This window comes from Streptomyces sp. NPDC039462 (assembly GCF_055639375.1).
In genome coordinates, this window is record NZ_JBVKAO010000001.1 from 2,222,528 (window position 1) to 2,246,013 (window position 23,486).

At 68.9% G+C, this 23,486-nt stretch carries 14 protein-coding genes and 1 pseudogene; 11 read left to right on the forward strand and 4 right to left on the reverse strand.

Annotated elements, in window-relative coordinates; genetic code table 11:
- Positions 1–81: 81 nt before the first annotated feature.
- Positions 82–555, reverse strand: a complete 474-nt coding sequence (locus ACZ7LU_RS09110) for a carboxymuconolactone decarboxylase family protein (RefSeq protein WP_471916208.1) — start codon at positions 553–555, stop codon at positions 82–84.
- A 235-nt stretch (positions 556–790) separates the two neighbouring features.
- Here ACZ7LU_RS09110 and ACZ7LU_RS09115 point away from each other — a divergent pair, with 235 nt between their 5' ends.
- The 5 genes and pseudogenes from ACZ7LU_RS09115 to ACZ7LU_RS09135 all read left to right on the forward strand — a co-directional run.
- Positions 791–1,531: an alpha/beta fold hydrolase gene (locus ACZ7LU_RS09115; protein WP_471916209.1), complete on the forward strand. Its 741-nt coding sequence runs from the start codon at positions 791–793 to the stop codon at positions 1,529–1,531.
- 205 nt (positions 1,532–1,736) lie between these two features.
- Positions 1,737–4,508: a helix-turn-helix transcriptional regulator gene (locus ACZ7LU_RS09120; protein ID WP_471916210.1), complete on the forward strand. Its 2,772-nt coding sequence runs from the start codon at positions 1,737–1,739 to the stop codon at positions 4,506–4,508.
- Positions 4,509–4,731: 223 nt separating this feature from the next.
- Complete coding sequence (locus tag ACZ7LU_RS09125) at positions 4,732–7,467, forward strand: helix-turn-helix transcriptional regulator (RefSeq protein WP_471916211.1); 2,736 nt, start codon at positions 4,732–4,734, stop codon at positions 7,465–7,467.
- 104 nt (positions 7,468–7,571) lie between these two features.
- Positions 7,572–10,346 (forward strand): helix-turn-helix transcriptional regulator, encoded by a 2,775-nt coding sequence (locus ACZ7LU_RS09130; protein ID WP_471916212.1) that lies wholly within the window; start codon positions 7,572–7,574, stop codon positions 10,344–10,346.
- Positions 10,347–10,518: 172 nt separating this feature from the next.
- A pseudogene (locus tag ACZ7LU_RS09135) lies at positions 10,519–11,148 on the forward strand (sigma-70 family RNA polymerase sigma factor); the annotation flags it as partial.
- A gap of 284 nt (positions 11,149–11,432) precedes the next feature.
- Here ACZ7LU_RS09135 and ACZ7LU_RS09140 read toward each other — a convergent pair.
- Positions 11,433–12,467, reverse strand: coding sequence for a YncE family protein (locus tag ACZ7LU_RS09140; RefSeq protein ID WP_471916213.1), 1,035 nt, complete (start codon positions 12,465–12,467; stop codon positions 11,433–11,435).
- A gap of 743 nt (positions 12,468–13,210) precedes the next feature.
- On the opposite strand from ACZ7LU_RS09140, the gene ACZ7LU_RS09145 reads away from it, so the two are divergent.
- Entirely contained in the window at positions 13,211–13,528 is a 318-nt protein-coding gene (locus ACZ7LU_RS09145) for a cupin domain-containing protein (RefSeq protein WP_471916214.1), read from the forward strand.
- 463 nt (positions 13,529–13,991) lie between these two features.
- On the opposite strand, the gene ACZ7LU_RS09150 is transcribed toward ACZ7LU_RS09145, so the two are convergent.
- Positions 13,992–14,333: a beta/gamma crystallin domain-containing protein gene (locus ACZ7LU_RS09150; protein WP_398304482.1), complete on the reverse strand. Its 342-nt coding sequence runs from the start codon at positions 14,331–14,333 to the stop codon at positions 13,992–13,994.
- A gap of 242 nt (positions 14,334–14,575) precedes the next feature.
- Here ACZ7LU_RS09150 and ACZ7LU_RS09155 point away from each other — a divergent pair, with 242 nt between their 5' ends.
- Positions 14,576–15,157: a sigma-70 family RNA polymerase sigma factor gene (locus tag ACZ7LU_RS09155; RefSeq protein WP_398304485.1), complete on the forward strand. Its 582-nt coding sequence runs from the start codon at positions 14,576–14,578 to the stop codon at positions 15,155–15,157.
- A 120-nt stretch (positions 15,158–15,277) separates the two neighbouring features.
- Here the strand turns inward: ACZ7LU_RS09155 and ACZ7LU_RS09160 are convergent, their stop codons facing one another.
- Positions 15,278–18,376, reverse strand: a complete 3,099-nt coding sequence (locus tag ACZ7LU_RS09160; RefSeq protein WP_471916215.1) for an AfsR/SARP family transcriptional regulator — start codon at positions 18,374–18,376, stop codon at positions 15,278–15,280.
- A gap of 388 nt (positions 18,377–18,764) precedes the next feature.
- Here ACZ7LU_RS09160 and ACZ7LU_RS09165 point away from each other — a divergent pair, with 388 nt between their 5' ends.
- The 4 genes from ACZ7LU_RS09165 to ACZ7LU_RS09180 all read left to right on the forward strand — a co-directional run bounded on the left by ACZ7LU_RS09165 (position 18,765) and on the right by ACZ7LU_RS09180 (position 22,962).
- On the forward strand, positions 18,765–19,946 hold the full coding sequence (locus ACZ7LU_RS09165; protein WP_471916216.1) for a serine hydrolase domain-containing protein: 1,182 nt from the start codon (positions 18,765–18,767) through the stop codon (positions 19,944–19,946).
- Positions 19,947–20,227: 281 nt separating this feature from the next.
- Positions 20,228–21,067, forward strand: a complete 840-nt coding sequence (locus ACZ7LU_RS09170; protein WP_471916217.1) for an alpha/beta fold hydrolase — start codon at positions 20,228–20,230, stop codon at positions 21,065–21,067.
- 107 nt (positions 21,068–21,174) lie between these two features.
- Complete coding sequence (locus ACZ7LU_RS09175; RefSeq protein ID WP_398552385.1) at positions 21,175–22,008, forward strand: alpha/beta fold hydrolase; 834 nt, start codon at positions 21,175–21,177, stop codon at positions 22,006–22,008.
- A gap of 111 nt (positions 22,009–22,119) precedes the next feature.
- Positions 22,120–22,962, forward strand: coding sequence for a MerR family transcriptional regulator (locus ACZ7LU_RS09180; protein WP_471916218.1), 843 nt, complete (start codon positions 22,120–22,122; stop codon positions 22,960–22,962).
- The last annotated feature ends 524 nt before the right edge of the window (positions 22,963–23,486 follow it).

The window sequence follows — 23,486 nt, forward strand, 5'->3', positions numbered from 1 at the left end:
ACGCCGAAAGCCCGCCTCCTCGTCGCAGGTCGGGGGGTGCGCCGAGGAGGCCGGCCGGTACGGGGTGTCCGCGTCGGCCGCTCAGCCGAACTGGCCGGGCTGGTAGCCGCCGGCCGGCGTCTGGTTGATGACGTTGATGCGGTTGTAGGCGTTGATGACGGCGATCAGGGAGATCAGCGCGGCCAGTTGGTCCTCGTCGAAGTGCTTGGCCGCGTTCGCCCAGACCTCGTCGCTGACCCCGCCGGCGGCGTCGGCGGTGCGGGTGCCGTGCTCCGCCAGTTCCAGCGCGGCCCGTTCGGCGTCGGTGAAGTCCGTGGCCTCTCGCCAGGCGGCGATCAGATGGAGGCGCTGAGCGGTCTCTCCCGCGTGGGCGGCGTCCTTGGTGTGCATGTCGGTGCAGAAGCCGCAGCCGTTGATCTGGCTCGCGCGAATCCTCACCAGTTCCTGTGTGGTGTGCGGCAGCGTCGAGTCCGACAGCACCTTGTTCGCCGAATTGATGTGCTTCAGAACCTTGGCCCCGAGCGCATTGCCGAAGTAGTTGAGACGCGCATCCATGGTGGGTTCTCCTCGCCTTAGTGCTGATTCACACTGCTGATTCACACTAATGACCGGGCTACCCCCGTGGACTGTGACACCGTAGGGTGTGTGTCCTGCGCCACACGGGCTGAGTGTGAGTGCTGCCGCGCCTGCTGGAAGCGCTGAACGACCCGACACGACTCGGAATCGTATGGGACAACGTTTGAACACACTGTGTCCCTCATATGACCTCTACCGACGAAGGGCCCGACTCATGCCTGCGATCCTCATCCACGGTGTCCCCGACACCCACCATGTGTGGGACGGCGTGCGCCGCCGGCTGACCCGGACCGACGTGGAAGCCTGGAACCTGCCGGGGTTCGGCGCGCCACGGCCGCGGGGCTTCACATCGACCAAGGAGGAGTACGTCGACTGGCTCATCGAGCGGCTGGAGCGCGTCGGTGAGCCGGTCGACCTGGTCGGCCACGACTGGGGCTGCATCCTCACGGCGCGCGTCGCCTCCCTGCGGCCCGACTTGGTCCGTACCTGGGCCGGTGGCAACGGGCCGGTGAACGCCGGGTACGTATGGCATCCGCTCGCGAAAATCTGGCAGCACCCTGTCGAGGGCGACCGCTTCATGAGCGAACTGGAACCCGACTCGTTCGCCAACGATGTGGCGGCCGGCTTCGACGTCCCTGTCGACCTCGCCAGGGAGATGGTCAGCCGTGTGGACGAGCCCATGAAGGACAGCGTCCTCAAGCTCTACCGCTCCGCTGTGACCATGGGCGAGGAGTGGGAGCCGGAGCTGGCACGGGTGACCGCGCCGTGCCTCGTGTTCTGGGGAATCCGCGATCCCGCCTGCCAGATCGAGTTCGGTGAGAAGCTCGCCGTCTCCCTGCGAGCCCCCGAAGTCGTGAGGCTCGACTGCAACCATTGGCCGCTGCTGCAAAAGCCCGCTGCGGTCGCCGCGGCCATCGAGACGCACTGGAAGTCGCAGGCGGGTCCGGTCAGCTGAGTGGCGAGGTCTTCAGCGCGGTATCTGACGGTCAGGCGCGCTCTCCGAGCGTGGACAATCGGCAGATGCCCACAAGCAGTTCGGGATCGGTCGGGGCCGTCGGCTGCTGCCCGGCTGATGTTTGTTCAGCCCACGCATACTGATGCATGATGGGGACGACCTGAGCTGAGCAGGGTCTGAACCTTGAACTGCATGGTGGTGGTGGATGGCGAGCAGCGCTCCTCGGCGTGGGTTGCGTGGCCGGCGTGGCGAGTGCGGAGCGCTGGACCAGGTGATTGCCGGGGCCCGGACGGGCCAGGGCCAAGTACTCGTGCTGTGTGGCGATGCCGGAGTCGGCAAGTCGGCATTGATGGAGTACCTGGTGGGGAGCGCGGCAGGATGTCAGATCCTGCGGGCTGTCGGCGTCGAGTCCGAGATGGAGCTGGCCTTCGCCGGGCTGCACCAGCTGTGTGTGCCCCTGATGGGGAAGCTCGACCGCATTCCGAGTCCTCAACGCGATGCCCTGTCCGTGGCGTTCGGTCTGAGCGCGGGGAGTGCGCCGGATCGCTTCCTGGTCGGTCTGGCGGTGCTCAGCCTGCTGGCCGAGGCAGCGGAGGAGCAGCCGATCGTCTGCGTGGTGGACGATGCCCAGTGGCTCGATCAGGTCTCCGCCCAGACGCTGGCTTTCGTCGCGCGCCGAGTTCTGGCGGAGCGGGTGGCGTTGGTGTTCGCGCTGCGTACGCCGACGCCTGCTGCTGCCGATGGTGTGTTCGGGGGGCTGCGCGAAATCGCGGTCCGGGGGTTGCGCGACGACGACGCGCGGGCACTGCTGAAATCCGTGGTCCCGGGGCGGCTGGACGAAGACGTCCGGGACCGGATCGTCGCCGAAACCCGCGGCAACCCGCTGGCTCTGCTGGAACTGACGCGAGGGTTGACCGCGGCAGAGCTCGCCGGCGGGTTCGGGCGGCCGGACGCGCGACCGCTGGCGAGCCAGATCGAGGAGAGCTACTTGCGGCGCATCGGGGCGTTGCCGGCTGCGGCGCAACGGTTGCTTCTGGCGGCGGCGGCCGAGCCGGTGGGGGATGTGCCGTTGCTGAGGCGGGTGGCCGCACGGCTCGACATCGACGCAGACGCGGCGGGGGCGGTGGAGGCGGCCGGTCTCATCGAGTTCGGTACGAGGGTGCGGTTCCATCATCCGCTGGTGCGCTCGGCGGCCTATCGCGCCGCCGACCCGACAGTGCGCCGGGACGTTCACCGTGCGTTGGCCGAGGCGACCGATCCCGACTTCGACTCGGACCGGCAGGCGTGGCACCGCGCCCACGCGGCGATCGAACCCGACGAGGCCCTGGCGGGTGAATTGGAGCGGTCGGCCGGCCGGGCCCAGGCCCGCGGCGGGATCGCGGCGGCGGCCGCGTTCCTGAGACGTGCGACCGAGCTGACGCCCGATTCGGCCCGCCGCGGCACGCGGGCCACGGCCGCCGCGCAGGCCGCGTTCGATGCCGGGTCACCCGAAGCGGCGCTCGAACTCCTCGCTGCTGCGCAGCTGAGCCCGCTGGACGAGGCGCAGCAGGCTCGACTGACCTGGCTCCGTGCCCAGATCGTATTCACACGCAGACGCGGCGGTGAAGCGCTGCCCCTGCTGCTCGACGCGGCCGGCCGACTGACGCGGGTCGACGCGGCACAGGCGCGTGAGGCCTACCTGGATGCCATCGGATCGGCAGTCTTCGCCGGGCGCATTCATGAACGTACAGGCGTGCGGGAGGTCGCCGAGGCTGCCCGCACGGCGCCGCTCGGGTCACAGCCTGCGCGGCCGACGGATCTTCTTCTCGACGGCCTGGTGACCTGGTTCGCAGACGGCTGTGTCGAAGGAGCACCGCTGCTGAGGTCCGCGCTGCGGGCGTTCAGGCGAGCCGCCGGACGCGACGCGGGCGACGCCACGCGCTGGCTCTGGCTGACGTGGCTGGTCGCCGGCGACTTGTGGGACGACGAGACGTGGCACGAGCTGACCACACACGCGGTCCGGTCGGCCCGCGAGACCGGTGCCCTCAACTTCCTTGCCCTGGCGCTTGGTTATCGTGCCGCCCTGTCCGTGCACACCGGTGACTTCGACCTCGCCTCCACGCTTGTCGACGAGGCCGCCACCATCACGGAGGTGACCGGCCACTCGCCGATGGCGTACCCCTCGCTGCTGCTCATGGCATGGCGTGGCGAGGATGCGCGGGCGGCGGAGGTGATGCAGAGCGCCGCTGCGGACGCGACCTCATGGGGCGAGGGACGGGCGATCGGCCTTGGGCACTACTTGCTCGCGGTCCTCTACAACGGCCTCGGCCAGTACCAGGAAGCGCTGACCCACGCCGGACAGGCCGTGGAGCACGAGGACGTGTCGGTCGTCGGGTTCGCCCTCGCCGAACTCGTCGAGGCGGCCGCTCGCAGCGGCGCCCCAGACGCGGCCGCGGCAGCCCTGTGCCGACTGGAGGAGCGAGCCGGCGCGAGTGGCACGGACTGGGCGTTTGGCGTCCTGGCCCGGTCAAGAGCGCTGCTGTGCGACGGCCCGGCGGCCGACCGGCTGTACCGCGAGGCCATTGAGCACCTCGGCCGCAGCCGGATAGCCGTCCACCTCGCCCGTGCCCACCTGGTGTACGGCGAGTGGCTTCGCCGCGAGAACCGGCGCGTCGACGCGCGCGAGCATCTGCGCACGGCTCACGAGATGCTGCAGGGTTTCGGAGCGAGCGCCTTCGCCGAGCGCGCCCGACGCGAACTCCTGGCCACCGGCGAGACAGTGCGGCGCCGCCAGGCCGAGTTGGACGACCTGCGCGAGGCCCTCACGGCTCAGGAAGGGCAGGTCGCTCGCCTTGCCGCCGACGGAATGACGAACTCCGAGATCGGCGCGGCTTTGTTCATCAGCCCTCGCACGGTCGAATGGCACTTGGGCAAGGTGTTCACCAAGCTCGACGTCAAGTCGCGCAACAAGCTCCGCACTGCGCTGGCCGGCACCTGACGGTCGGGAGACCGACCACCTCCCGGGACACCCGGGGGTGGACCGGGGGTTCCTCGGGCGCCACGGAGAGGGCCGGGCGGCAGTGTGTGCACCGCGGCACCGACTGGTGCCGTGCGTGAACGGAGCGCCCTTGAGCGCCGGATCGGGTTCACGCGGGGAGCGACTGCCCCCTCAGGCTGTAGGTATCAGGCTGTGGGGACCGAAGGGAAGGGTCGGCGAGCTGATGACTCAGGAGCCGGTTCTGGGGCGAAGCCGTGAATGCGAGATGTTGGACGGACTGCTTGACGCCGTGCGGGTCGGTGAGAGCCGTGTGCTGGTGCTCCGTGGTGAAGCGGGAGTGGGGAAGACCAGGCTGCTCGAGTACGCGGTGGCCAGGGCTCGGGGATTCCGGGTGGCTCGCGTCACGAGTGTGCAGTCGGAGATGGAGCTCCCGTACGCCGGGCTGCATCAGCTCTGTGCACCCATGACGGATCGGCTCGACAGGCTCCCGCCCGGACAGCGCGATGCCGTCAACGGAGCTCTGGGGCTGGGGTCGACGCATGCTCCCAACGGCTTCTTGGTCTCCCTCGGTGCCCTGGGCCTGCTGTCCGAGGTCGCTCGGGACCAGCCCTTGCTGTGTGTCGTGGACGACGCGCAGTGGATGGACCGCGCGTCGATGCAGACCTTGGCGTTCATCGCGCGGCGCCTGCTCGCGGAGTCGGTGGCCCTCGTTTTCGCGACCCGTGTGCCGGAAGAAGACCCACCCGGTGGCACTGAACCCATCGGCCTCCCGGAGCTGCTGGTCAAGGGCCTGTCCGAGCGTGACGCGCGGACCTTGTTGCGCTCCGTGCTTCCCGGTCTGTGGGACGAGCGAGTGATCAGACGGATCATCACCGAGTCACGGGGTAATCCGCTCGCGCTGCTGGAAATTCCGAACATGGCAGCGTCGGTCGACCTGGCCGGCGGGTTCGGTCTGCCGAGTGCCCAGCCCCTTGAGGATCGCATTCAGCGGGCCTATGTGCGCAGATTCGGCGGACTGCCGAACCGGGCCCGAAAGTTCCTGCTGGCCGCGGCGGTGGAACCCACTGGTGACCCGGCGTTGCTGTGGCGCGCCGTGGACCGCCTCGGCCTCGACACCGAAGCCGCGCGGGAGGCCGTGGCAGCCGGCCTCGTCAAGGTAGGTGACCGGGTCAGGTTCTTCCACCCCATGGTCCGCTCGGCCGTCTATTGGGCGGCCTCGCCCGAAGAACGGCGCAGTACGCACCGCGCGTTGGCGGACGTGACGGATCCCGCCACCGATCCCGACCGCCGCGCATGGCACGCCGCACACGGCGCGACCGGCCCCGACGAATCCGTCGCGGCCGAGCTCGAACGCTCGGCAGGGCGGGCAGAGGCACGAGGCGGAGTCGCCGCGACGGCCGCGCTCCTGGCCCGCGCGGTGGAGTTGACTCCTGATCCCGTCCGCCGCCAGGACCGGGCGCTGGCCGCCGCACGTGCGACTCACGAATCGGGCAACCCCGATCTCGCCCTGCGGCTGCTGGCCCTCGCCGAAGACGGCTCCCAGGACGAACGCCGCCGCGGCGAAGTGGATCTGGCCCGCGCCCGGATCGCCTTCACGTCGGACCGGGGCAGTGAAGCTCCCGGTCTCCTGCTCAAAGCCGGCGGCCGACTGGCCGCGTACGACGTCGCGCTGGCCCGGGACACCTACCTGGAGGTGATCAACGCGGCGATCTTCGCAGGACCACAGGCGTACGACGACGGTCAGTACGAAGCGGCCAGAGCGGCCCGCGCGAACCCCGCACCGCAACCGCCTCGTCCCACAGACCTCCTGCTCGACGGCCTTGCGGTACGGATCATCGACGGCCATGCTGCCGCAGTGCCCGCCCTGCGGCGCGCACTGCGTGCCTTCGCCGAGCCGGACCTCTCCCCGGAGGAGGGACTGCGCTGGCTGTGGCTGATCTGCGTGACCGCCGTGGGGCTGTGGGACCACGACACGATGTCCTTGCTGGGTGCCCGTCACCTCAAGCTTGCACGGGATGCCGGGCAGGCGACGGCGCTGCCGTTCGCGTTGACGATGCGGTGCGTGGTGCACGTCCTCGACGGTGAACTCGCCGAGGCCGCCTCGCTGGCGGAAGAGGTGCAGACCGTCGCCGAGGCCGTCGGCACGGCCGCCCCGATCTACGGCGCGCTCTTCGTCGCCGCTTGGCGAGGCCAGGAGACAGAGTGCATCGAGCTGAGCGAACGGGCCGACGAGGGCCTTGAGCTCCGCGGCGAAGGCGTGGGCCCAGTGGTCAGCCGGTGGGCGCGGGCTCTGCTCTACAACGGCCTCGGGCGGTACAAGGAAGCGGCGCAGGCGGCCGACCTGGCCACGCGTGAGTACAGCCAACTGGAGATGGGCATCCCGGTGTGGGCGCTCGCCGAGTACATCGAAGCGACCGCCCGGACCGGGTTCCCCGGACAAGGGGCCGACGCGCTGGACCGTCTCACCGAGCTGACCCAAGCGAGCAGGACCGACTGGGCGTTGGGCATCGAAGCCCGTTCCCGTGCGCTTCTCAGCGAGGGGGCGCAGGCCGAACGCCACTATCAGCAGGCACTCGACGCGCTCAGCCGTACCCGCCTGCGCGGGGAGTCGGCCCGCGCCCACCTCGTCTACGGTGAGTGGCTGAGCAGGAGCGGACGCCCCCAGGACGCGAGGGTCCAACTGCGCATCGCTCACGATCTGTTCGACAACATGGACATGCAGGGCTTCGCGCAGCGCGCCGCGCTCGGCCTGACGGCCCTCGGGGAAAAGGTCACGAAGAACTCTGGCAGCACAAGGAGTGACCTGACCCCAAAAGAACTGCAGATCGTCAGGCTGGCACGTGAAGGGCTCACAAACCCCGAGATCGGCGCGCGGCTCTTCCTCAGTCCGCGTACCGTCGAGTGGCACCTGCGGAAGATCTTCGGCAAGCTCGGCGTCACGTCCCGCAAGCACCTGTGAACAGACCGGGACGAGAAGCCGGTCGCTCCGGAACGCGGCACCGGCAACCCTTGTCATCCGGAAATCGGCAGTCAACGGACAGAACAATCGACGAGGCGGTTCCCATGGCAAGCGGAAGGCCCGGGGCGCACCTGCGCGGGCGCCAGGCCGAATGCGAGACGCTGGACCAGTTCGTGGCGACGGTACAGGCCGGTCACAGCTCGGTCCTGGTCGTGCGCGGCGAGGTGGGTATCGGGAAGACCGCGCTGCTCGACCACGTACGCGACGGCGCGGACGGCTGCCGGATCGCCAGGGCGGCCGGCATCGAGTCGGAGATGGAGCTGGCTTTCGGAGGCCTGCACCAGCTGTGCGCCCCGTTCCTGGACCGGCTCGGCAGCCTGCCTGCTCCGCAACGCGACGCGCTGGGCACGGCGTTCGGCCTTACCGCGGGGACACCGCCGGACCGCTTCCTCGTCGGTCTTGCCGTGCTCAGTCTGCTCGCCGACGCCGCTGAGCAGGAACCGCTGATCTGCGTGGTCGATGACGCCCAGTGGCTGGACAAGGTCTCCGCGCAGACCCTGGCTTTCGTCGCACGGCGTCTGCTGGCCGAGAGGATCGGACTGGTCCTCGCCGTGCGCGAGCCCTCACTCGAATCCGAGTTCGCGGGGCTGCCGCAGCTCGAGGTGGGGCGGTTGAGCGACAGTGATGCCCGCGCCCTGCTGAACTCCGTGATCCCGGGCCGGCTCGACGAACGAGTCCGCAATCGCATCGTCGCCGAAACACAGGGCAACCCACTGGCTCTGCTCGAGCTGCCGCGCGGGCTGACCCCCGCGGAGTTGGCGGGCGGCTTCGGACGCCCCGATGCGCGGCCACTGGCCAGCCAGATCGAGCAGAGCTTCCTGCGCCGGGTCCGAGCCCTGTCGCACGAGACGCAGCAAGTTCTGCTCATCGCTGCGGCCGAGCCGGTAGGGGACGTGACCTTGCTGGCCAAAGCGGCCGCCCTGCTGGGAATCGAGGAGTCCGCCGCATCGTCGGCCGAAGCGGCCGGACTGATCACCATCGGAACCCGGGTGCGGTTCCGGCACCCGGTGGTGCGCTCGGCGGCCTATCGCATCGCGACCGCCGAGGCTCGGCAGCAGGTGCACCGGGCCCTGGCCGACGCGACCGACCCGGATGTGGACCCCGACCGTCGGGCCTGGCATCTCGCCAACGCCGCCGCCAGGCCCGACGAGACGGTGGCCGCGGAGCTGGAACGCTCTGCCGGTCGCGCGCAGGCCCGAGGCGGGGTCGCGGCGGCGGCCGCGTTCCTGGAGCGCGCGGCCGAGCTCACCCCCGACCCGGCCGTACGCGGTGCCCGGGCACTGGCGGCAGCCCGTGCCAAATACCAGGCCGGCGGGTACGACACCGCGAGCGAGCTGCTGGACGCCGCGTCCCTCAGCCCCATCGACGAACACCAGCTCGCCCAAGTGGAACTGCTGCGCGGTCAGATCGTGTTCGCCTCCAAGAGTGCCAGCAGTGCCCTGCCGATGCTGGTGAGGGCGGCCAAGCGCCTGGAGCCGCTGGACGCGGGACTGGCCCAGCAGACCTATCGCGACGCGCTGAACGCCGCGCTCATCATCGATCGACTGCCGAGCGGCGTGCAGCTGCAGGACATCGCCCGAGCCGCGCTCGCCGCACCGCCCGGGCCACCACCGCAACGCAACGACCTGCTCCTGCGGGGCCTCGCGGTGATGACCGTCGACGGATACCGGACGGGGGCGCCCATGGTGCTGCGGTCACTGCAAGCCCTGTGCACCGCACAAGTCTCCAGGGAGGACGGTCTCGGCTGGTTCCCGCTCGCTGCCCGCATGGCTTTCAACGTCTGGGACTTCGACAGCAACACGGTGTTATCTGCGCGACTGGTTGAGCTGGCCCGCGAGACGGGGGCTCTGTCGGTGCTCCCGTCGGCCCTCCTGCAGCTGGTGTCGAACCGCGTACTGGCCGGAGAACTCGACTACGCGGACACACTGATCGCGGAGGCGCAGGCGATCGGCGAGGCCACCGGAAGCCGCTACCTCGCCCACTACGTGTCCATGGTGACCGAGCCGTGGAAAGGCCGGGAAGCCGAGATGCTCAAGGCGATCGACGCCATGACCCGGGACGCGGATATCCACCAGGGAGGACCGGGCAACATGCTCAGTTCGAGCGAGTGGGCTAAGGCGGTGCTCTACAACGGACTCGGCCGCTACGAGGAGGCCTGTGCCGCGGCCGAGCGGGGGGCGCAGAACCTCCAGCAGCTGGGCCTCGCGATCAGGTCGATGGTCGAACTCGTCGAGGCCGCCGCTCGCAGCGGCAGGCCCGCCCGTGCCGCCGAAGCAGCACGCCAACTCGCCGACATGGCGCAGGCCAGCGGTACCGACTGGGCCCTTGGCACCTCGGCCATGGTCGGTGCCCAAGTGAACGAGGGACCGGCCGCCGAGGCCCTCTACCAGGAGGCGATCGAACGCCTGGGCCGTACCGACGTTCAGATCACGTACGCCCGCTCGCGCCTGCTCTACGGTGAATGGCTGCGCCGGGAGAACCGCCGCGTCGACGCCCGGGAGCAACTGGGCATCGCCTACGAGGCCCTGAGCCGGATCGGCGTCGAGGGATTCGCGGAGCGTGCCTGGCGCGAACTGCGTGCCACCGGCGCGACAGCGCCAAAGCGTAAGGCCGAGTCGCGTACCGCGCTCACCGCTCAGGAGGCGCAGATCGCGCGACTGGCCGGCGGCGGAATGACGAATCCCGAGATCGGGGCCCAGTTGTTCATCAGCCCGCACACGGTGGAATGGCATCTGCGCAAGGTGTACGCGAAGCTCGGCGTCGCGTCCCGCAAGCAGCTCAGCGGCGCCTTTCGTGAAGGGACAGCCGTTACGGCCTGAGGCCCGATGCGGCCACCTACGGGGGTGCCCCCTGGTGCCCCGGGCGGGGCACCAGGGGGCAGACCATGCACTCCCCGGGGCGTCACGGAGGGGGTCCCGGCGGGAGCGTGTTCACAGAGGCATCGACGGATGCCATGTGTGAAACGGAGCCGTGGTGACCGTGTCCCTGAACTTGTCGGAATCGCGTACAGACCCCCAGCCGCCCCCCGGGGCAAGCACTCTGGACGAGGCCGTGTCCGTCTTCGAGGAGCTGCGCCCACGCCTCTTCGGCATCGCGTACCGGATGCTCGGGAGCGTGGTGGAGGCCGAGGACGTGGTCCAGGATGTGTGGCTGCGCTGGCAGCGGACCGACCGCTCGGTAGTGGTCAGCCCCGTGGCCTTCCTGTCGCGCGCCACCACCCGTCTGGCCATCAACGTGGCTCAATCCGCCCGCTCCCGCCGACAGACCTACATCGGCCCCTGGTTGCCCGAACCCATCGACACCAGTAGCGACCCCGGGGCCGGCGTGCAGCAGGCGGAAGAGCTGGAGCTCGCACTGCTCCTGGTCCTGGAGAAGCTGACGCCCACGGAGCGGGCCGTGTACATCCTGCGCGAGGCCTTCGAATACACCTACGCTGACATCGGCGACATGCTGCACCTCAGCATCGTCAACGTCCGCAAGATCGCGAGTCGGGCCCGCAAGCATCTCGCGGACGAGCAGCGAAAGACCGCGGACGCGGTGGAGCACCGGCAACTGCTGGAAGTCTTCGTCACGGCCGCCAGGACCGGAGACGTCGCCTCTTTGGAATCGCTCCTGGCCCCGGAGACGGCGGGGTCCACTTGGCAGCGGGACGTTGACGTGCTGCGCCTTGCGGGTAACGGAGGGTAATCATCATACGAGGACTCCAGCCAGGGATTGGTACGCAACGGGCGGTTGGGCAGCTGGCCGCAACCTGTGCGGCCGGCTGAGCTATGCTGACCGATCGGTTCGGCTCCCGCGACGACGGGGCGCTCCAGGTCATCGCTCGCGAGTTGCAGTACCACCCCGAGTTGCCCACGCGTGTCGCGCCGGAACCGGCCTCACGCCCACGACACACGCCCACAGCCTCAGTAAGTCCGGGTGGCGGGCAGAAGTACCGAGACGTCCGGCTCCGACCGGGTGGCGAAGCCGCCGATGGCGGTCAGGCGGTCGAGGTCGACGACGGTGATCCGGTCGCGGTCGAGCAGGGATACGTACGCCACCGCCTCGTCGGGGTGGAACGAGACCGCGGCCGGGATTCCGTCGAGCCGCAGGGTGCGCAGGGGCCGCAGGTCGGCGGTAGCGCACACCGTGAGGGTGTTGCCGACGATGTCCGTCACGAGCAACCGGTCCTCATCGAGGGTATACACCCGCAGTGGGTCGCCGCCGACCTTCCGGCTCCGCCGCACCTTCATGGTGTGCGCGTCGACGGCGACCAGGGCGGAACTCCTGCGGGCGCCGACGAACAGCGTCTTCTCGTCCGTGCTCAGGCAGCTGCTCTCCGGCAGTTGCCCCGGGGTCATGAGGATCGGGGCTACCGAAGCGTCGTACGGCCTCACCAGGCTCACCGTGTGCGACAACAGGCCGGTGACATAGGCCCGTTCACCGTCGCGGGTGAGGGAGAAGAGGTGGGTTTTCACCCCATGCGTCGGCACCGCCCTGGTGGGCGCCCGGTCGGTGGCCGGGTCGTCGAAACCGAGCAGTACGGCCTTCTCCTCGCTGAGCGCGTACAACCGGTCCCGGTCGTCGATGCCCATACCGTGGACGCGGTTGTAGGGGCGGATGTCGATGGTCCGGGACAAGGCCCGCTCGTCGAGGTCGATGACGAAGACGGCGGCGCCGCCCTCGCCGACGGTGGAGGCCATGCGGACGCCGTAGTGCCCGACGTAGGCGAAACGCCACCGCGAATCGACGACCATCTCACGGGGATGGTCGGGCAGTTGGACGGTCCCCAGGCGCCGGCCCGACGCGACGTCGTAGAAGCTGACCGCGTGGCTGCTCTTCTCCACCACCAGCAGCACGTCACTCCGGGCAGCGGTCCCGGAAGCCCTCGCGGCGGACACCGAGAGACCGCCGGCGAGCGCGCCACCGCCCGCTGCCTTGACCACCGTACGACGTGCCACCACGGCCCCACCTCGTTTTCTCGACTCCGAACACTGTGACCCCATGGGCCTCTGAGGGGACCTCGCCTCTCCCGCTGTGTGACGCAGAACACGCACGTGGCTCGATCGCTTCTCGCGGCAACACGGGTCATGGCTGGGACATCACCCCGGGCCCGCCCGCGTTCACGTGAGGAGCAACGGACATGGACCGTGCACGAGGTGGTCGCACCTGAGTCTGTCGATCCGCGCCACCTTCCTCGGCACCGTCAGGGGCGTGATCCGGGCGCGCGGCGCTGTCCGGGCCGCTGGATCCGCTGAGCGGCGTACTCGTCCACGGACAGGACACCGCGCTGGCCAGCCCCTTCTATGGAGTCAGTAAACGCCTGTGGAACGTACGTCTGGTGGCGACCGACGCGGTTCGGTCGGCGGGACCGGGTCCGGACCAAGCGCCGAGACATCGCGGCTGTGCTGCCCCCACTTTCTCCGATATGGCAGGGCGTGCGTCAGCGCAGCGCGACGGTTCTCGGACCAGAAAGAACAAGGTGGGCCTGAACCGTCACGCTGTCGCGGGCGTTCACAGGGGAGAAAGGCAATTCCGCCTGTCGATAGGGGAGTTCATCATGTTGGATCGTCGCTCTCTTCTGCGGACCAGTGGCGTGGCGGCAGCCGGCGCGCTCGGCGCCGTCGCTTCTGCCTCGACCGCTGAGGCAGCTTCTACGCCATTCCGTGGTCATCACTCGTCCGTTCACGCCCCGACCGACGGCGTGACGCGCACCTTGCTCCAGGAGAACCCCTCGCCCGCCAAGGCCTGGAAGACCGTGCAGACCCTCGTCGAGATACCGCGGCGCAGGGAATCGGGCCGCCACAGCCACCCGGGAGTGGAAGTCGGATACATCGTCCGCGGTGATGTGTCGATGGAGTTCGACGACGGGACCACCCTGCGGCTTCGCACGGGTGACCCCTTCTTCATCCCCTCTGACACCATCCACAACGCCCGCAACATTGGGAAGGTGACGACCATGATGCTGTCCACCTACGTCGTCGACGAGACGAAGCCGCTGGTCACTACGTACACCCATTGAGTCTTTCCGACTGCGTAGTCACCGACCAAGAGGGCAAGGACTGTGTGGACGGTGCGGCTGATGCGTCGGCCGGCGCCGGGGGTCGGCCGAGTTAGCGGTCACCGGGCGTATGCCTCGCTCGCGATCTTGTCGAGCGGGGCGAGCCTCTCGGAGCCCCCGGTGGTCCTGATCCGCTGTCGCAACAGGCGGACGCCCTCTAGCCGCGTCGGGACCTGCCCTTTTGTAGCGACCCATGAGAAGCGTATGCAGCGGGCAGGGCTCCCGTGCCGTTGGGTGAGGTGTTCGAAGTCTCAACCTGCCGGCCCGAGAGCCCTGGTGGGGCCCTGTCCTGCCGCACTCGCCCTGCCGCAAGCGCGTCCTTGTCGCCCCCGCTCGGATCGTCGCCCGGCCGCGCACACCCGTGGGCACCCCTACGGACATGCCACCGGCGTCGTGCGACGGGCGCGCCGATCGCGGAAGGGTGCTACCAGATCCTGATCTTCGTGATCTTGTGGAGGGGCTCGCCGGTGATCTTCCCGTAACTCCACTTCTCCACGGTTCCGCTGGTCGCCGGCGCGCCCAGCCTCGGCACGTACTCCAACGTGACCTTGTTGTTGCCGGTCCAGATCTGGTCGACGCCGTAGATCGCCACGCTTACCGCCCCCGCGTTGGCGAAGCAGAGGGAGCCGCCTGCGTTGTGAAGCGTCAGGTAACCCATTTCAGAGCAACCGACGCGGTTGATGGCGGACGCCGACGAAGCAGGCAGAACCACGGCTACGGCTCCGGCCGCCGCTACTACTGCGAGGCGTGTGATGAAGCGCTTCACTGGTGAGTTGTTCCTTCCATGGTGGTGCGGTGCCGCCGAGGGAGACAGCGCACGGCGGCATCGCAGGGACGCATGCACGTCCCATCAACGCAACGGGAGAAAGGGCACTCCCGTTCACCCCTTACGGAACGGCAAGAAAGCGACAAGGTCCCGCGAAGGGCTTCCGGCGAGTGTGTGAGCCGTTCGTCCGCGCATGCGGCTGAGCACGCCACGGAACACTTGGACAGGATCGAGCACCACGCATGAACGGAATCACGGAAACGCGGACCACTGCCTCCGCTCCGACCTGGTCGCATGATCGGAACCTCACTTCCGACGCTGACTGTGACGCCTTCATCAGAGACATCTACGACCAGTACGGCCTGCTGCTCGTCCGGTACGCCGCGCGACTGCTGGACGGCGACTGGCACAAGGGGGAGGACGTCTTTCAGGAGACTGCGGCCCGAGCCTGGAAACACGCCCGTTTCCTGGGCAGCCGCGGCGACAGCCTCAGACCGTGGTTGTTCACCGTGACCAGGAATCTCGCGATCGACCATCACCGGGCGCGTCAGGTGCGGCCGTTGGAGCACATGTCCGTCGAGGAGTTGGACGTCTCCAGCGACAACACGGCATCCACGATCGATTCCCATGTGGTGTCGCAGGCGCTGGGGGAGCTGAACGAGCAGCAGCGAACCGTCATCTGCCTCATGTACTACCTGGAATGCAGCGTTGCCCAAGCGGCCGAGCACCTCGGCATACCGGCGGGCACCGTCAAGAGCCGCGCCTTCTACGCCGTGCGGGCGTTGCGCAAAGCGCTGGAAAAGCAGGGGATCCTAGGGGTATGACCATGGCGCGGCCCCGGTCACACGGTCGTCAACGGGTCCTGTGATCCAGGCTGGGAGGCCTGACAGGTCTCAAGTACACGCGAGCGAGGGAAACGAGTACGACGGGTGCCGACGGGAGCGTCATGCAGGACCCGTACCCCTCGGAACAGGAAGCTTGTGCTTCCCGACCGCCCTCTCGGGCACGGTGGGCGCGGGGTCCTCATTCATGTCGAGGGCGGCGAGCCGGTCGCGGACCTGCTGAGCGCTGTGTGCCATCGCCCGCGCTTCAGCGTCTTGGAGGGCGTTGACCCAGTCCGCCCGTGCGCCTTCCCGGTCGCCCATGGCCAACCGGGTGTCGCCGAGCCGCATCAGTGTGCCGAGGGCGTTCCTGTGGTCTCCCAGTTCACCGAACGCCCTCGACGCCCGCTGGTAAGTGGTCACCGATTCCTCGTAGCGGCCGAGCAGGCGAAGGTTGTGGCCCAGGATGTCCCACCCCTGGGCGAGCTGCCAGGGCGCGTCGAGGCGGTGGAACAAGGAGATGCCTTCCTCGCTGTACACGAGGCTCTTCTCGAGGTTCCCGAGGTTGGAATGGAACCAGGCGAGCTCGAGGAGGCACTCGGCCAACCACAACTCTTCGCCTGTCATCCGGGAGAGTTCCAGTCCCCGCTCGGAGGCCGCCACGGCTTCTTCCGTCCGCCCGAACAGGAACAGCGCACAGGCCGTGACGTAGTGGGCTCGTGCCTGTTCACCGATGTCGTCGAGCTCTGCGAAGATCGCTGTCGCGTGTTGCAGCTGCTGCAGGGCCTGCTCCTGATGGCCGAGGTAGCCGTGGATCCCGCCCAGGTGCCGTAGGCAGCGGCCCTCTTCGAGGAGGTCGTTCCGACGCCGGGCCACTTCGAGGGCGGGGGTCAGCGCGGCGATGGCTTCTGGCCAGAACTCCTGGCGGTTGAGGTATTCCTTGAGCGACCAGGCGAGCCCGGTGATGTGAGGGTCGAGCTGCTGGCTGACGGCGGTGTGGAGCAGGCCCGTCAGCACGTGGTGTTCGGCGGTGAGCCATCGGGTCGCCTGCTTGACGGTGGTGAGTTCCTCCGGAGTGACGCCCGAGCGGGGTGTGCCGAGTTCGAGGTCGTGCGATGTGTCCTGTTTGAGGAACCGGTTTGCCTCGCAGGCGGTGAACATGTAGTGGTCCAGGATCCGGAGAGTGGCGTGATGACGCTCCTGGCCGGTCTCGTGGGCGTGAGCGAGCTCGGTGGCGTAGCCGCGGAGGAGGTCGTGCAGGCTGTAGCGACCGGGCAGAGGTTGTTCCACGAGGCAGGAGCTGAGCAGTTCGGCGAGTGCGCGGCGGGTCCGGGAGAGGGGAAGGCCGGCGAGGCTGGCCGCGGCGTGGGCGGTGATGTGGGGGCCGGGATGCAGGGCCAGCAGGCGGAAGAGCCGGGCGGCGTGCTCATCCAGTGACTGGTAGGACCAGGAGAAGACGGTGCGCACGTCCGTGGTGGTGTCGGAGCCGGTGAATGCCTCGAGTCCGCCGTGGGTGTGTCGCAGGTCGTCGACCACGGCGTGGAGGGGGAGCGCGGGGTCGAGTTCGGCGCGGGCCGCGACCACGGCCATGGCCAGGGGAAGCCGTCCGCACAGCCGGATGATGTCGGCTGCGGCGGCGGGCTCGGCGGCGAGTCGTTCGGGTCCCAGACGTCGTTCGAGGGCCTCGTGCGCCTCGGTCGGTGTGGGCAGCGCGAGCCGGAGGGGCTTGGCGCCGTCGGTGGTGACGAGGCCGAGAAGCTGGTTACGGCTGGTGATCAGGGTGAGGCAGCCCGCTCCTGCGGGGAGGAGTGGGCGCACCTGCTGCTCGTCGCGGGCGTTGTCCAGGACGAGGAGGACCCGCCGGTCGGCGAGGAGACTGCGGAAGAGTGTGCTCCGGCCGGCGGTGTCTTCAGGGATGCGCGGGGCGGGGACGCCCAGGGCGGTGAGGAAGCCGTGCAGGGCGCTACCGGGTTCGACGGCGGGTGCGTGCGGGTGGAATCCGCACAGGTTGACGAAGAGCTGCCCGTCGGGGAACGAGGAGGCGATGCGGTGCGCGTGGTGCATCGCGAAGGTGGTCTTGCCGACACCGGGAGCGCCGCTGATGACCACGGCGGGGGCAGTGGTGGGTCCGGGGTGGCCCGTCGCACCGATGGCTGTGGACAGCCACGCGCCTTCGGTCGCCCGCCCTGCGAACGCCGGCAGGCTGCGCGGCAGTTGCGCCGGGCGTGCCAAGGACGGAGGAAGGGACGCTGCTCTCCCGCCGTCCGCGACCGGGGTACCACATGTGTCGGACTCGGCTTCCGTGTCGTCGGGTCGGTCGACGGCCGGGCCGGTCGACGAGGCCGCCTCGCCCTCGTCCGGTGCGCCGGTCGTGGTGGTGTCTTTCGGACGGCGGTCGTGCTGGATCACCGTGTCATTCGTCAGGTCGGTCGGGTGCAGAGGCGGGAGGTCGTGGTGGAGGATGCCCTGGTGCAGCGCGCGTAGGGCCGGACCTGGTTCGAGGCCGAGCTCGTCGGCCAGATGCCGGCGCACGTCGGTGTAGCGCTGCAGCGCTTCGGGGTGCCGGCCGGCGAGGTACAGCGCTCGCAGCAGCAGGGCCCAGCCGGTTTCGCCCAGCGGGTGCTGTGCGGTTATCTCCTCTGCCGCGTTGAGGGCTTCGGTGATCCGGCCTTGCAGGAGCAGCCCAGTGGTGTGGATCTCGCGAGTGTTCTGCCGCAGCTCTTCCAGACGTGCTGTCTCCTGGACGGCGAACAGGTGGTGCGCTGCGTCGGCGAACGCCGTGCCGCGCCACATGCCCAGGGCCTTCTGGGCCTCCTCCACGACGCGATCGGGCCGGCCTTGGTCCAAGTACCGGTGTGCTTGGGCGGCGGACCGCTCGAAGCGTACGGTGTCACGGTTCTCGGGCGGCACACGCAGGGCATAGCCCAAGGGTTCGGTGACCAACACCTCGAACGCCCCCTGGCGGCGCAGACGCTGGGGTTCCAGCGTCGCGCGTACCTTGCTGATGTGGGCGTGCAGGGAACCCATGGCCGCGCTCGGTGCCCGCCCCGGCTGCTGCGGCCAGAGTTCCTCGAAAAGAGTCTGCGGAGAGACCGCCCGGCCGTCGGCGAGCAGCAGGCGAATCAGCAGGAGTCGCTGCCTGCGCCGACCCGGGTCGAGTACCGCCCCCGCCCGCCGCACCTCCAGCGGGCCCAGCAGTCCGAAGTCGAGACCTTGAACCACAGCTGTCACCGTACCCAACAGAATCTCCACCGGCGGCGTCACCCCTGGGAGGCACACCTGACCAGGATCCGGCACACGGACAACGTGTTCGCGCGGTGACGGAAACCGGCCTCGGCTCCACCGGGCACCACAGGAAGGGTGTGGCGGCGGCTCAGGGCACAGGAGCGATGAGGACCCCGTTGTCCGCTTCCCGCATATCGGACAGGACAATAGCAGGACGTCATCCGGCGGCAGGGTTCGTCAACCAGCACCTCCGCGGAGAAGGCGAGCGCACCGGCGCGTCGGCGGACGGCTCCGTCACCGGCCCCCTCGGGCGCGGCACGTGAACAGACGCCATGCGTCATGACCTGCGGCGACGTGTGAACCGCTGCGACGTACAGCCCGTTGAGTGAGCGAACGGTTGTCGTCCAGAGCGGAGAAGAACATGATCGTCGAGGGAACGAGCACCGACCGGTTCGAACCGGTACGAGCGGCGCTGACAGCACATCTCGAAGCCGGTGAGGAGTTGGGGGCATCGATCGCCGTTGATGTGGACGGGGTCATGGAAGTCGATCTGTGGGGTGGCCACGCGGACGAAGCGCGGACCGTTGCGTGGCAACGGGACACGTTGGTGAGCATGTGGTCGACCACGAAGACCCTCACCAGTCTCGCGGCCCTCATCCTCGTCGACCGGGGCGCACTGGATCTGCGCCGCCCGGTCGCGCACTACTGGCCCGAGTTCGCCGCCCGGGGAAAGGAGCACATCGAGGTACGGCACGTCCTGGCCCACACCTCGGGACTTTCCGGCTGGGAGCAGCCCTTCTCCGTGGAGGACCTGTACGACTGGCCCACGGCGAGTGGCCGGCTGGCCGCGCAGGCACCCTGGTGGGAGCCGGGCTCCGCTTCGGGCTACCACGTGCAGACCCAAGGACAGTTGGTGGGGGAACTCGTCCGGCGGGTCAGTGGCCGTACCCTGAGGGAGTTCGTCGACACCGAGATCGCCGAGCCGGCACGAGCCGATGTCCAGATCGGTGCGCGCGAAGCCGACTGGCCGCGCATCGCCGACCTGGTGGCGCCCTCGCAGCTCTCCGGTATACCCACCGGCCTCGATCCCGACGGGATCTTCACCAAGACGCTGTTCGGAAGCCCCGCGCGTGACGAGCACGTCGACACCCCGCGGTGGCGCTCCGCCGAACTCGGAGCCGTCAACGGTCACGGCAACGCACGAGGCCTGGCCCGAGCCCTCTCCGTCATCTCACGGCGCGGCCAGGTCAACGGCCTCCGGCTTCTCTCCGCGGAGACGGTGGACAAGGTGTTCGACGTCCAGTCCGACGGAGTCGACCTGTTCCTGGGCGTCCCCGTCCGCTGGGGCATGGGCTACGCACTCGCCGATCCGAGGACGATGCCGCACATGCCCACCGGAAGGATCTGCTTCTGGGTCGGTCGGGGCGGTTCGATCGTCGTGATGGACCTCGACCGGCGCGTCACGTTCTCGTACGCGATGAACCGGGTGGGCGACGGCGTCCTCGGCTCGGAGCGCACGTACAGCTACCTCAGACGTGTCTACGAAGTCTTGGAGTCCGCCGGCTGAGGTGTACCCGCGCCCTCGGCCGGAGCGCGGCAGCCGGTGCGACGCGGCAATCGCCTCGCAGCGTGAGCTCCGCGGCATCCCTTCGGCCATGGAATCGCTCACGTCGGGAAGCCGCTGATCGCCGTGACCCGCACAGCCATTCCACTGCCCGGGAACGAGCAGCTCATTTCCGAGTGAACCGGCCCGGCCGTCCCGTCGTAATACGAGTCGTAATAGGCGCCGGCCTGCTTCGCCTGGCCCGCCCGTCGAGGGCCATCAACCAACCAAGAGGGATTTCACGCATGCGCATCACCCGCCACGTCCGCCCGAGCCGCAGAACCGCACTGCTCGGTGTCACCGCGGCCGTAGGTCTGTCCGTCGCCGCCGTCACCCTGCCCGGTACGGCCGGCGCGGCGCCCCACCCCGCGGTACGTCCGACGATCGTGCTGGAGCACGGAGCGTTCGCCGACGCCGCGAGCTGGGACGGTGTCGTCGCCCGCCTGCAGCGCGCCGGCTATCCGGTGGTGTCCGCCGCCAACCCGCTGCGCGGTCCGGCGAGCGATGCCGCCTACCTGCGCAGCGTCCTCGAACACGTCGACGGGCCCGTGGTCCTGGTCGGCCACTCCTACGGCGGCACCGTCATCAGCCAGGCCGCCGCGGGCATGGAGGACAAGGTGAAGGCTCTGGTCTACATCGCGGCGTTCCTGCCCGACACGGGCGAGAGCTCGATCGGGCTGACGAACAAGTTCCCCGGGAGCACCCTCGGCCAGGCCGTCGAGTCCGTCAACTACTCCCTGCCCGGCGGTAATCAAGGCGCGGACGTGTACATCAAGCCCGAGAAGTTCCGCAGCCAGTTCGCCGCGGACGTGCCGGCGGCCAAGGCCAGGCTCATGGCAACCGGACAGCGGCCGATCGCCGCCGCCGCACTGGAGGAGAAGTCCACCGAGGCCGCCTGGAAGACGATCCCCTCCTGGTCGCTGGTCACCACGGGGGACCGCAACATCCCCGTGGCCGCCCAGCGCTACATGTCGGCCCGTGCCAAGGCCCGCACGACGACCATCGATGCGTCGCACGCGGTATCCGTGTCCCGCCCCGACGCCGTCACCCGCATCGTCGAGCAAGCAGCCCGCACGGTCCGATGACCGACGGGCCCGCCCTGTCGCCCGTCACACCTCACCGCACCCTCACAACCGTGCCCGACCGAGCACTTCACCCTCAGACGTATTCACACCGGAAGGCAGCAACCACCATGGCGTTCATCACCGTCGACCAGGAAAACTCCACCAGCATCGAGCTGTACTACGAGGACCACGGCGCGGGGCAGCCGGTCGTGCTGATCCACGGCTACCCGCTCGACGGCCACTCCTGGGAGAAGCAGTCCGCCGCACTCCTGTCGGCCGGCTATCGCGTGATCACGTACGACCGGCGCGGTTTCGGCCGCTCCAGCCAGCCCACCACCGGCTACGACTACGACACCTTCGCCGCCGACCTGAACGTGGTCCTGGAGACCCTCGACCTCAACGACGCCGTTCTGGTGGGCTTCTCCATGGGCACCGGTGAAGTCGGCCGTTACCTGGGCACCTACGGCTCCGACCGGATCGCCAAGGCCGCCTTCCTCGCCTCGCTGGAGCCCTTCCTCCTCAAGACCGACGACAACCCCGGCGGCGTCGACGGCACCATCTTCAAGGACATCGAAGGTGCCGTCACCGCCGACCGCTACGCCTACTTCACGGATTTCTACGAGAACTTCTACAACCTCGACGAGAACCTCGGCACGCGCATCAGCGAGGAAGCCGTCCGCAACAGCTGGAACGTGGCCGCCGGTGCCTCCTCGTACGCCTCCCTGGCCTGCGTGGCCACCTGGTCCACCGACTTCCGTGCCGACGTGTCCAAGATCGACGTTCCGGCACTGATCCTGCACGGCACCGCCGACCGCATCCTGCCCATCGAGGCCACCGGGGAGCGCTTCCACCAGGCACTCCCGCAGGCCGACTACGTCGTCATCGACGGCGCACCCCACGGCCTGCTGTGGACCCATGCTCGGGAAGTCACCGACGCCCTGCTCGCGTTCCTCGCCAAGTGACCAGCGGCCGATGCCTCACCTCGTAGCGCGGGCTGACAGGCCCGTGTCACTTCCACGTGGCACGGGCTCGGGACTGGACCTTGCGGTCGCTGCAAGGCCGAGGATGGCAGCATGTTGTCGATCAGTGAGTTCAGCGAGATGTGTGACCTGCCGCCGCAGACACTTCGGTACTACCACGCCGAAGGCCTGCTCGTTCCGGCCGATGTCGACGAGTGGACCGGCTACCGCTCCTACACGTTCGGGCAGGTCGAACGGGCCATGCTGATCGCCGTACTGCGCGGCACCGGTATGAGCGTGACGCTCGTCCGACGCGCTCTCGACCAACCTGACGAGGCACTGATCCTCCTGCGGCAGCACGTGACGGAGGTGCGTCGGCAGCGCCGAATCCAGGACGAGGCCATCAGGGACGCACGCGAGTTGCTCGCGTCGCCTCCCGAAGCGGTCATGCGCCACGTGGACGAGATGACCGTGGCGTCGAAGCTGGTGCCGCGCCTGCCCGCCGGGCGCAACCGGTACGACTGGAATGCGGCCGACGCCGCGGTCGCTGCCGCTGTTCAGCACGTGGTGAGGACCGTGGAGTCGTACGGAGGCGTGGTAGCCGGGACGCCGTGGCGGGCCCTGGCCACCGAGACGCCGGAGCAGAAGAGCCGAATCGACGCCGGCGAGGGACCGCATTGGCTGGTCAAAGTCCCCGTCACGGCGGATGAAGAGACGTTGGCGTCTCTTCCTGCCGACATCGAGGTGGAGACGTTCGGGTCCCGTGACGAGCTGTCGATCTTCATGCCGGGCAAGAGCTCAATGGCCAAGCACGCCACTGCGCTGTCGCGTCTCCTCGCGCACCCCTTTGACGGCGCTTACGCCGACACCTCCCGTATGCGCTGTCTGCTGCACCCCAACGGCGTCGAAACTGCCGTGGCCTTATGTGAGTTCCGCGAGCCGAGCGCCGTCGAGTGACCTCAAGACCGCCGTCGCTGGTCCGTGTGTGTCGGTCCGCGACTACGAAGCACACTCACCGCTCTGGGGGTAAACATGTGGCGGCGGCGTTGATCTGCGAAAACGTGAGCGCTGTCGGTGGTGGCCGCCAACTTGGCCGCGAATGGTCCGAAACGGCGAAGGGCTGACCATCGCGTGTCGCCGAGCGTGACTCCAAGGCGTGCCCTTGACCTTCCGGGCGAACCCTCAATCAGTGAAGAGGAACAATGACTGCCAAAACGCGCCGCACGATGAGCATCGCAGCCCCGTTCGTTTGGCCGTGGCGGCCCTGACCGCGCCGACGCATGCTGCCACTGAGCCCCGCCACGGGGTGTCGCATTGCCGCGCCCTCACCCCCACACTCTCCACCAGGCAGGCGTGCAGCCTCTGCCACCGCGTTTTGTCCTGATGTCCTGATCCTTCGGCCGCCTTTGAGGCGGGCGCCGGCGGCGGGTCGGTGCGAGGACCCGCCGCATGCTGGTGCGCCCGCACGACGGTGGAGTCGA

Excerpts from the sequence above, each read along its gene's own strand:
- ACZ7LU_RS09120 (WP_471916210.1), top strand. The coding sequence starts at position 1,737 with ATGGCGAGCAGCGCTCCTCGGCGTGGGTTGCGTGGCCGGCGTGGCGAG.
- ACZ7LU_RS09155 (WP_398304485.1), top strand. The coding sequence starts at position 14,576 with ATGAACGGAATCACGGAAACGCGGACCACTGCCTCCGCTCCGACCTGG.
- ACZ7LU_RS09180 (WP_471916218.1), top strand. The coding sequence starts at position 22,120 with ATGTTGTCGATCAGTGAGTTCAGCGAGATGTGTGACCTGCCGCCGCAG.
- ACZ7LU_RS09125 (WP_471916211.1), top strand. The coding sequence starts at position 4,732 with ATGACTCAGGAGCCGGTTCTGGGGCGAAGCCGTGAATGCGAGATGTTG.
- ACZ7LU_RS09110 (WP_471916208.1), bottom strand. The coding sequence starts at position 555 with ATGGATGCGCGTCTCAACTACTTCGGCAATGCGCTCGGGGCCAAGGTT.
- ACZ7LU_RS09130 (WP_471916212.1), top strand. The coding sequence starts at position 7,572 with ATGGCAAGCGGAAGGCCCGGGGCGCACCTGCGCGGGCGCCAGGCCGAA.
- ACZ7LU_RS09175 (WP_398552385.1), top strand. The coding sequence starts at position 21,175 with ATGGCGTTCATCACCGTCGACCAGGAAAACTCCACCAGCATCGAGCTG.
- ACZ7LU_RS09170 (WP_471916217.1), top strand. The coding sequence starts at position 20,228 with ATGCGCATCACCCGCCACGTCCGCCCGAGCCGCAGAACCGCACTGCTC.
- ACZ7LU_RS09115 (WP_471916209.1), top strand. The coding sequence starts at position 791 with ATGCCTGCGATCCTCATCCACGGTGTCCCCGACACCCACCATGTGTGG.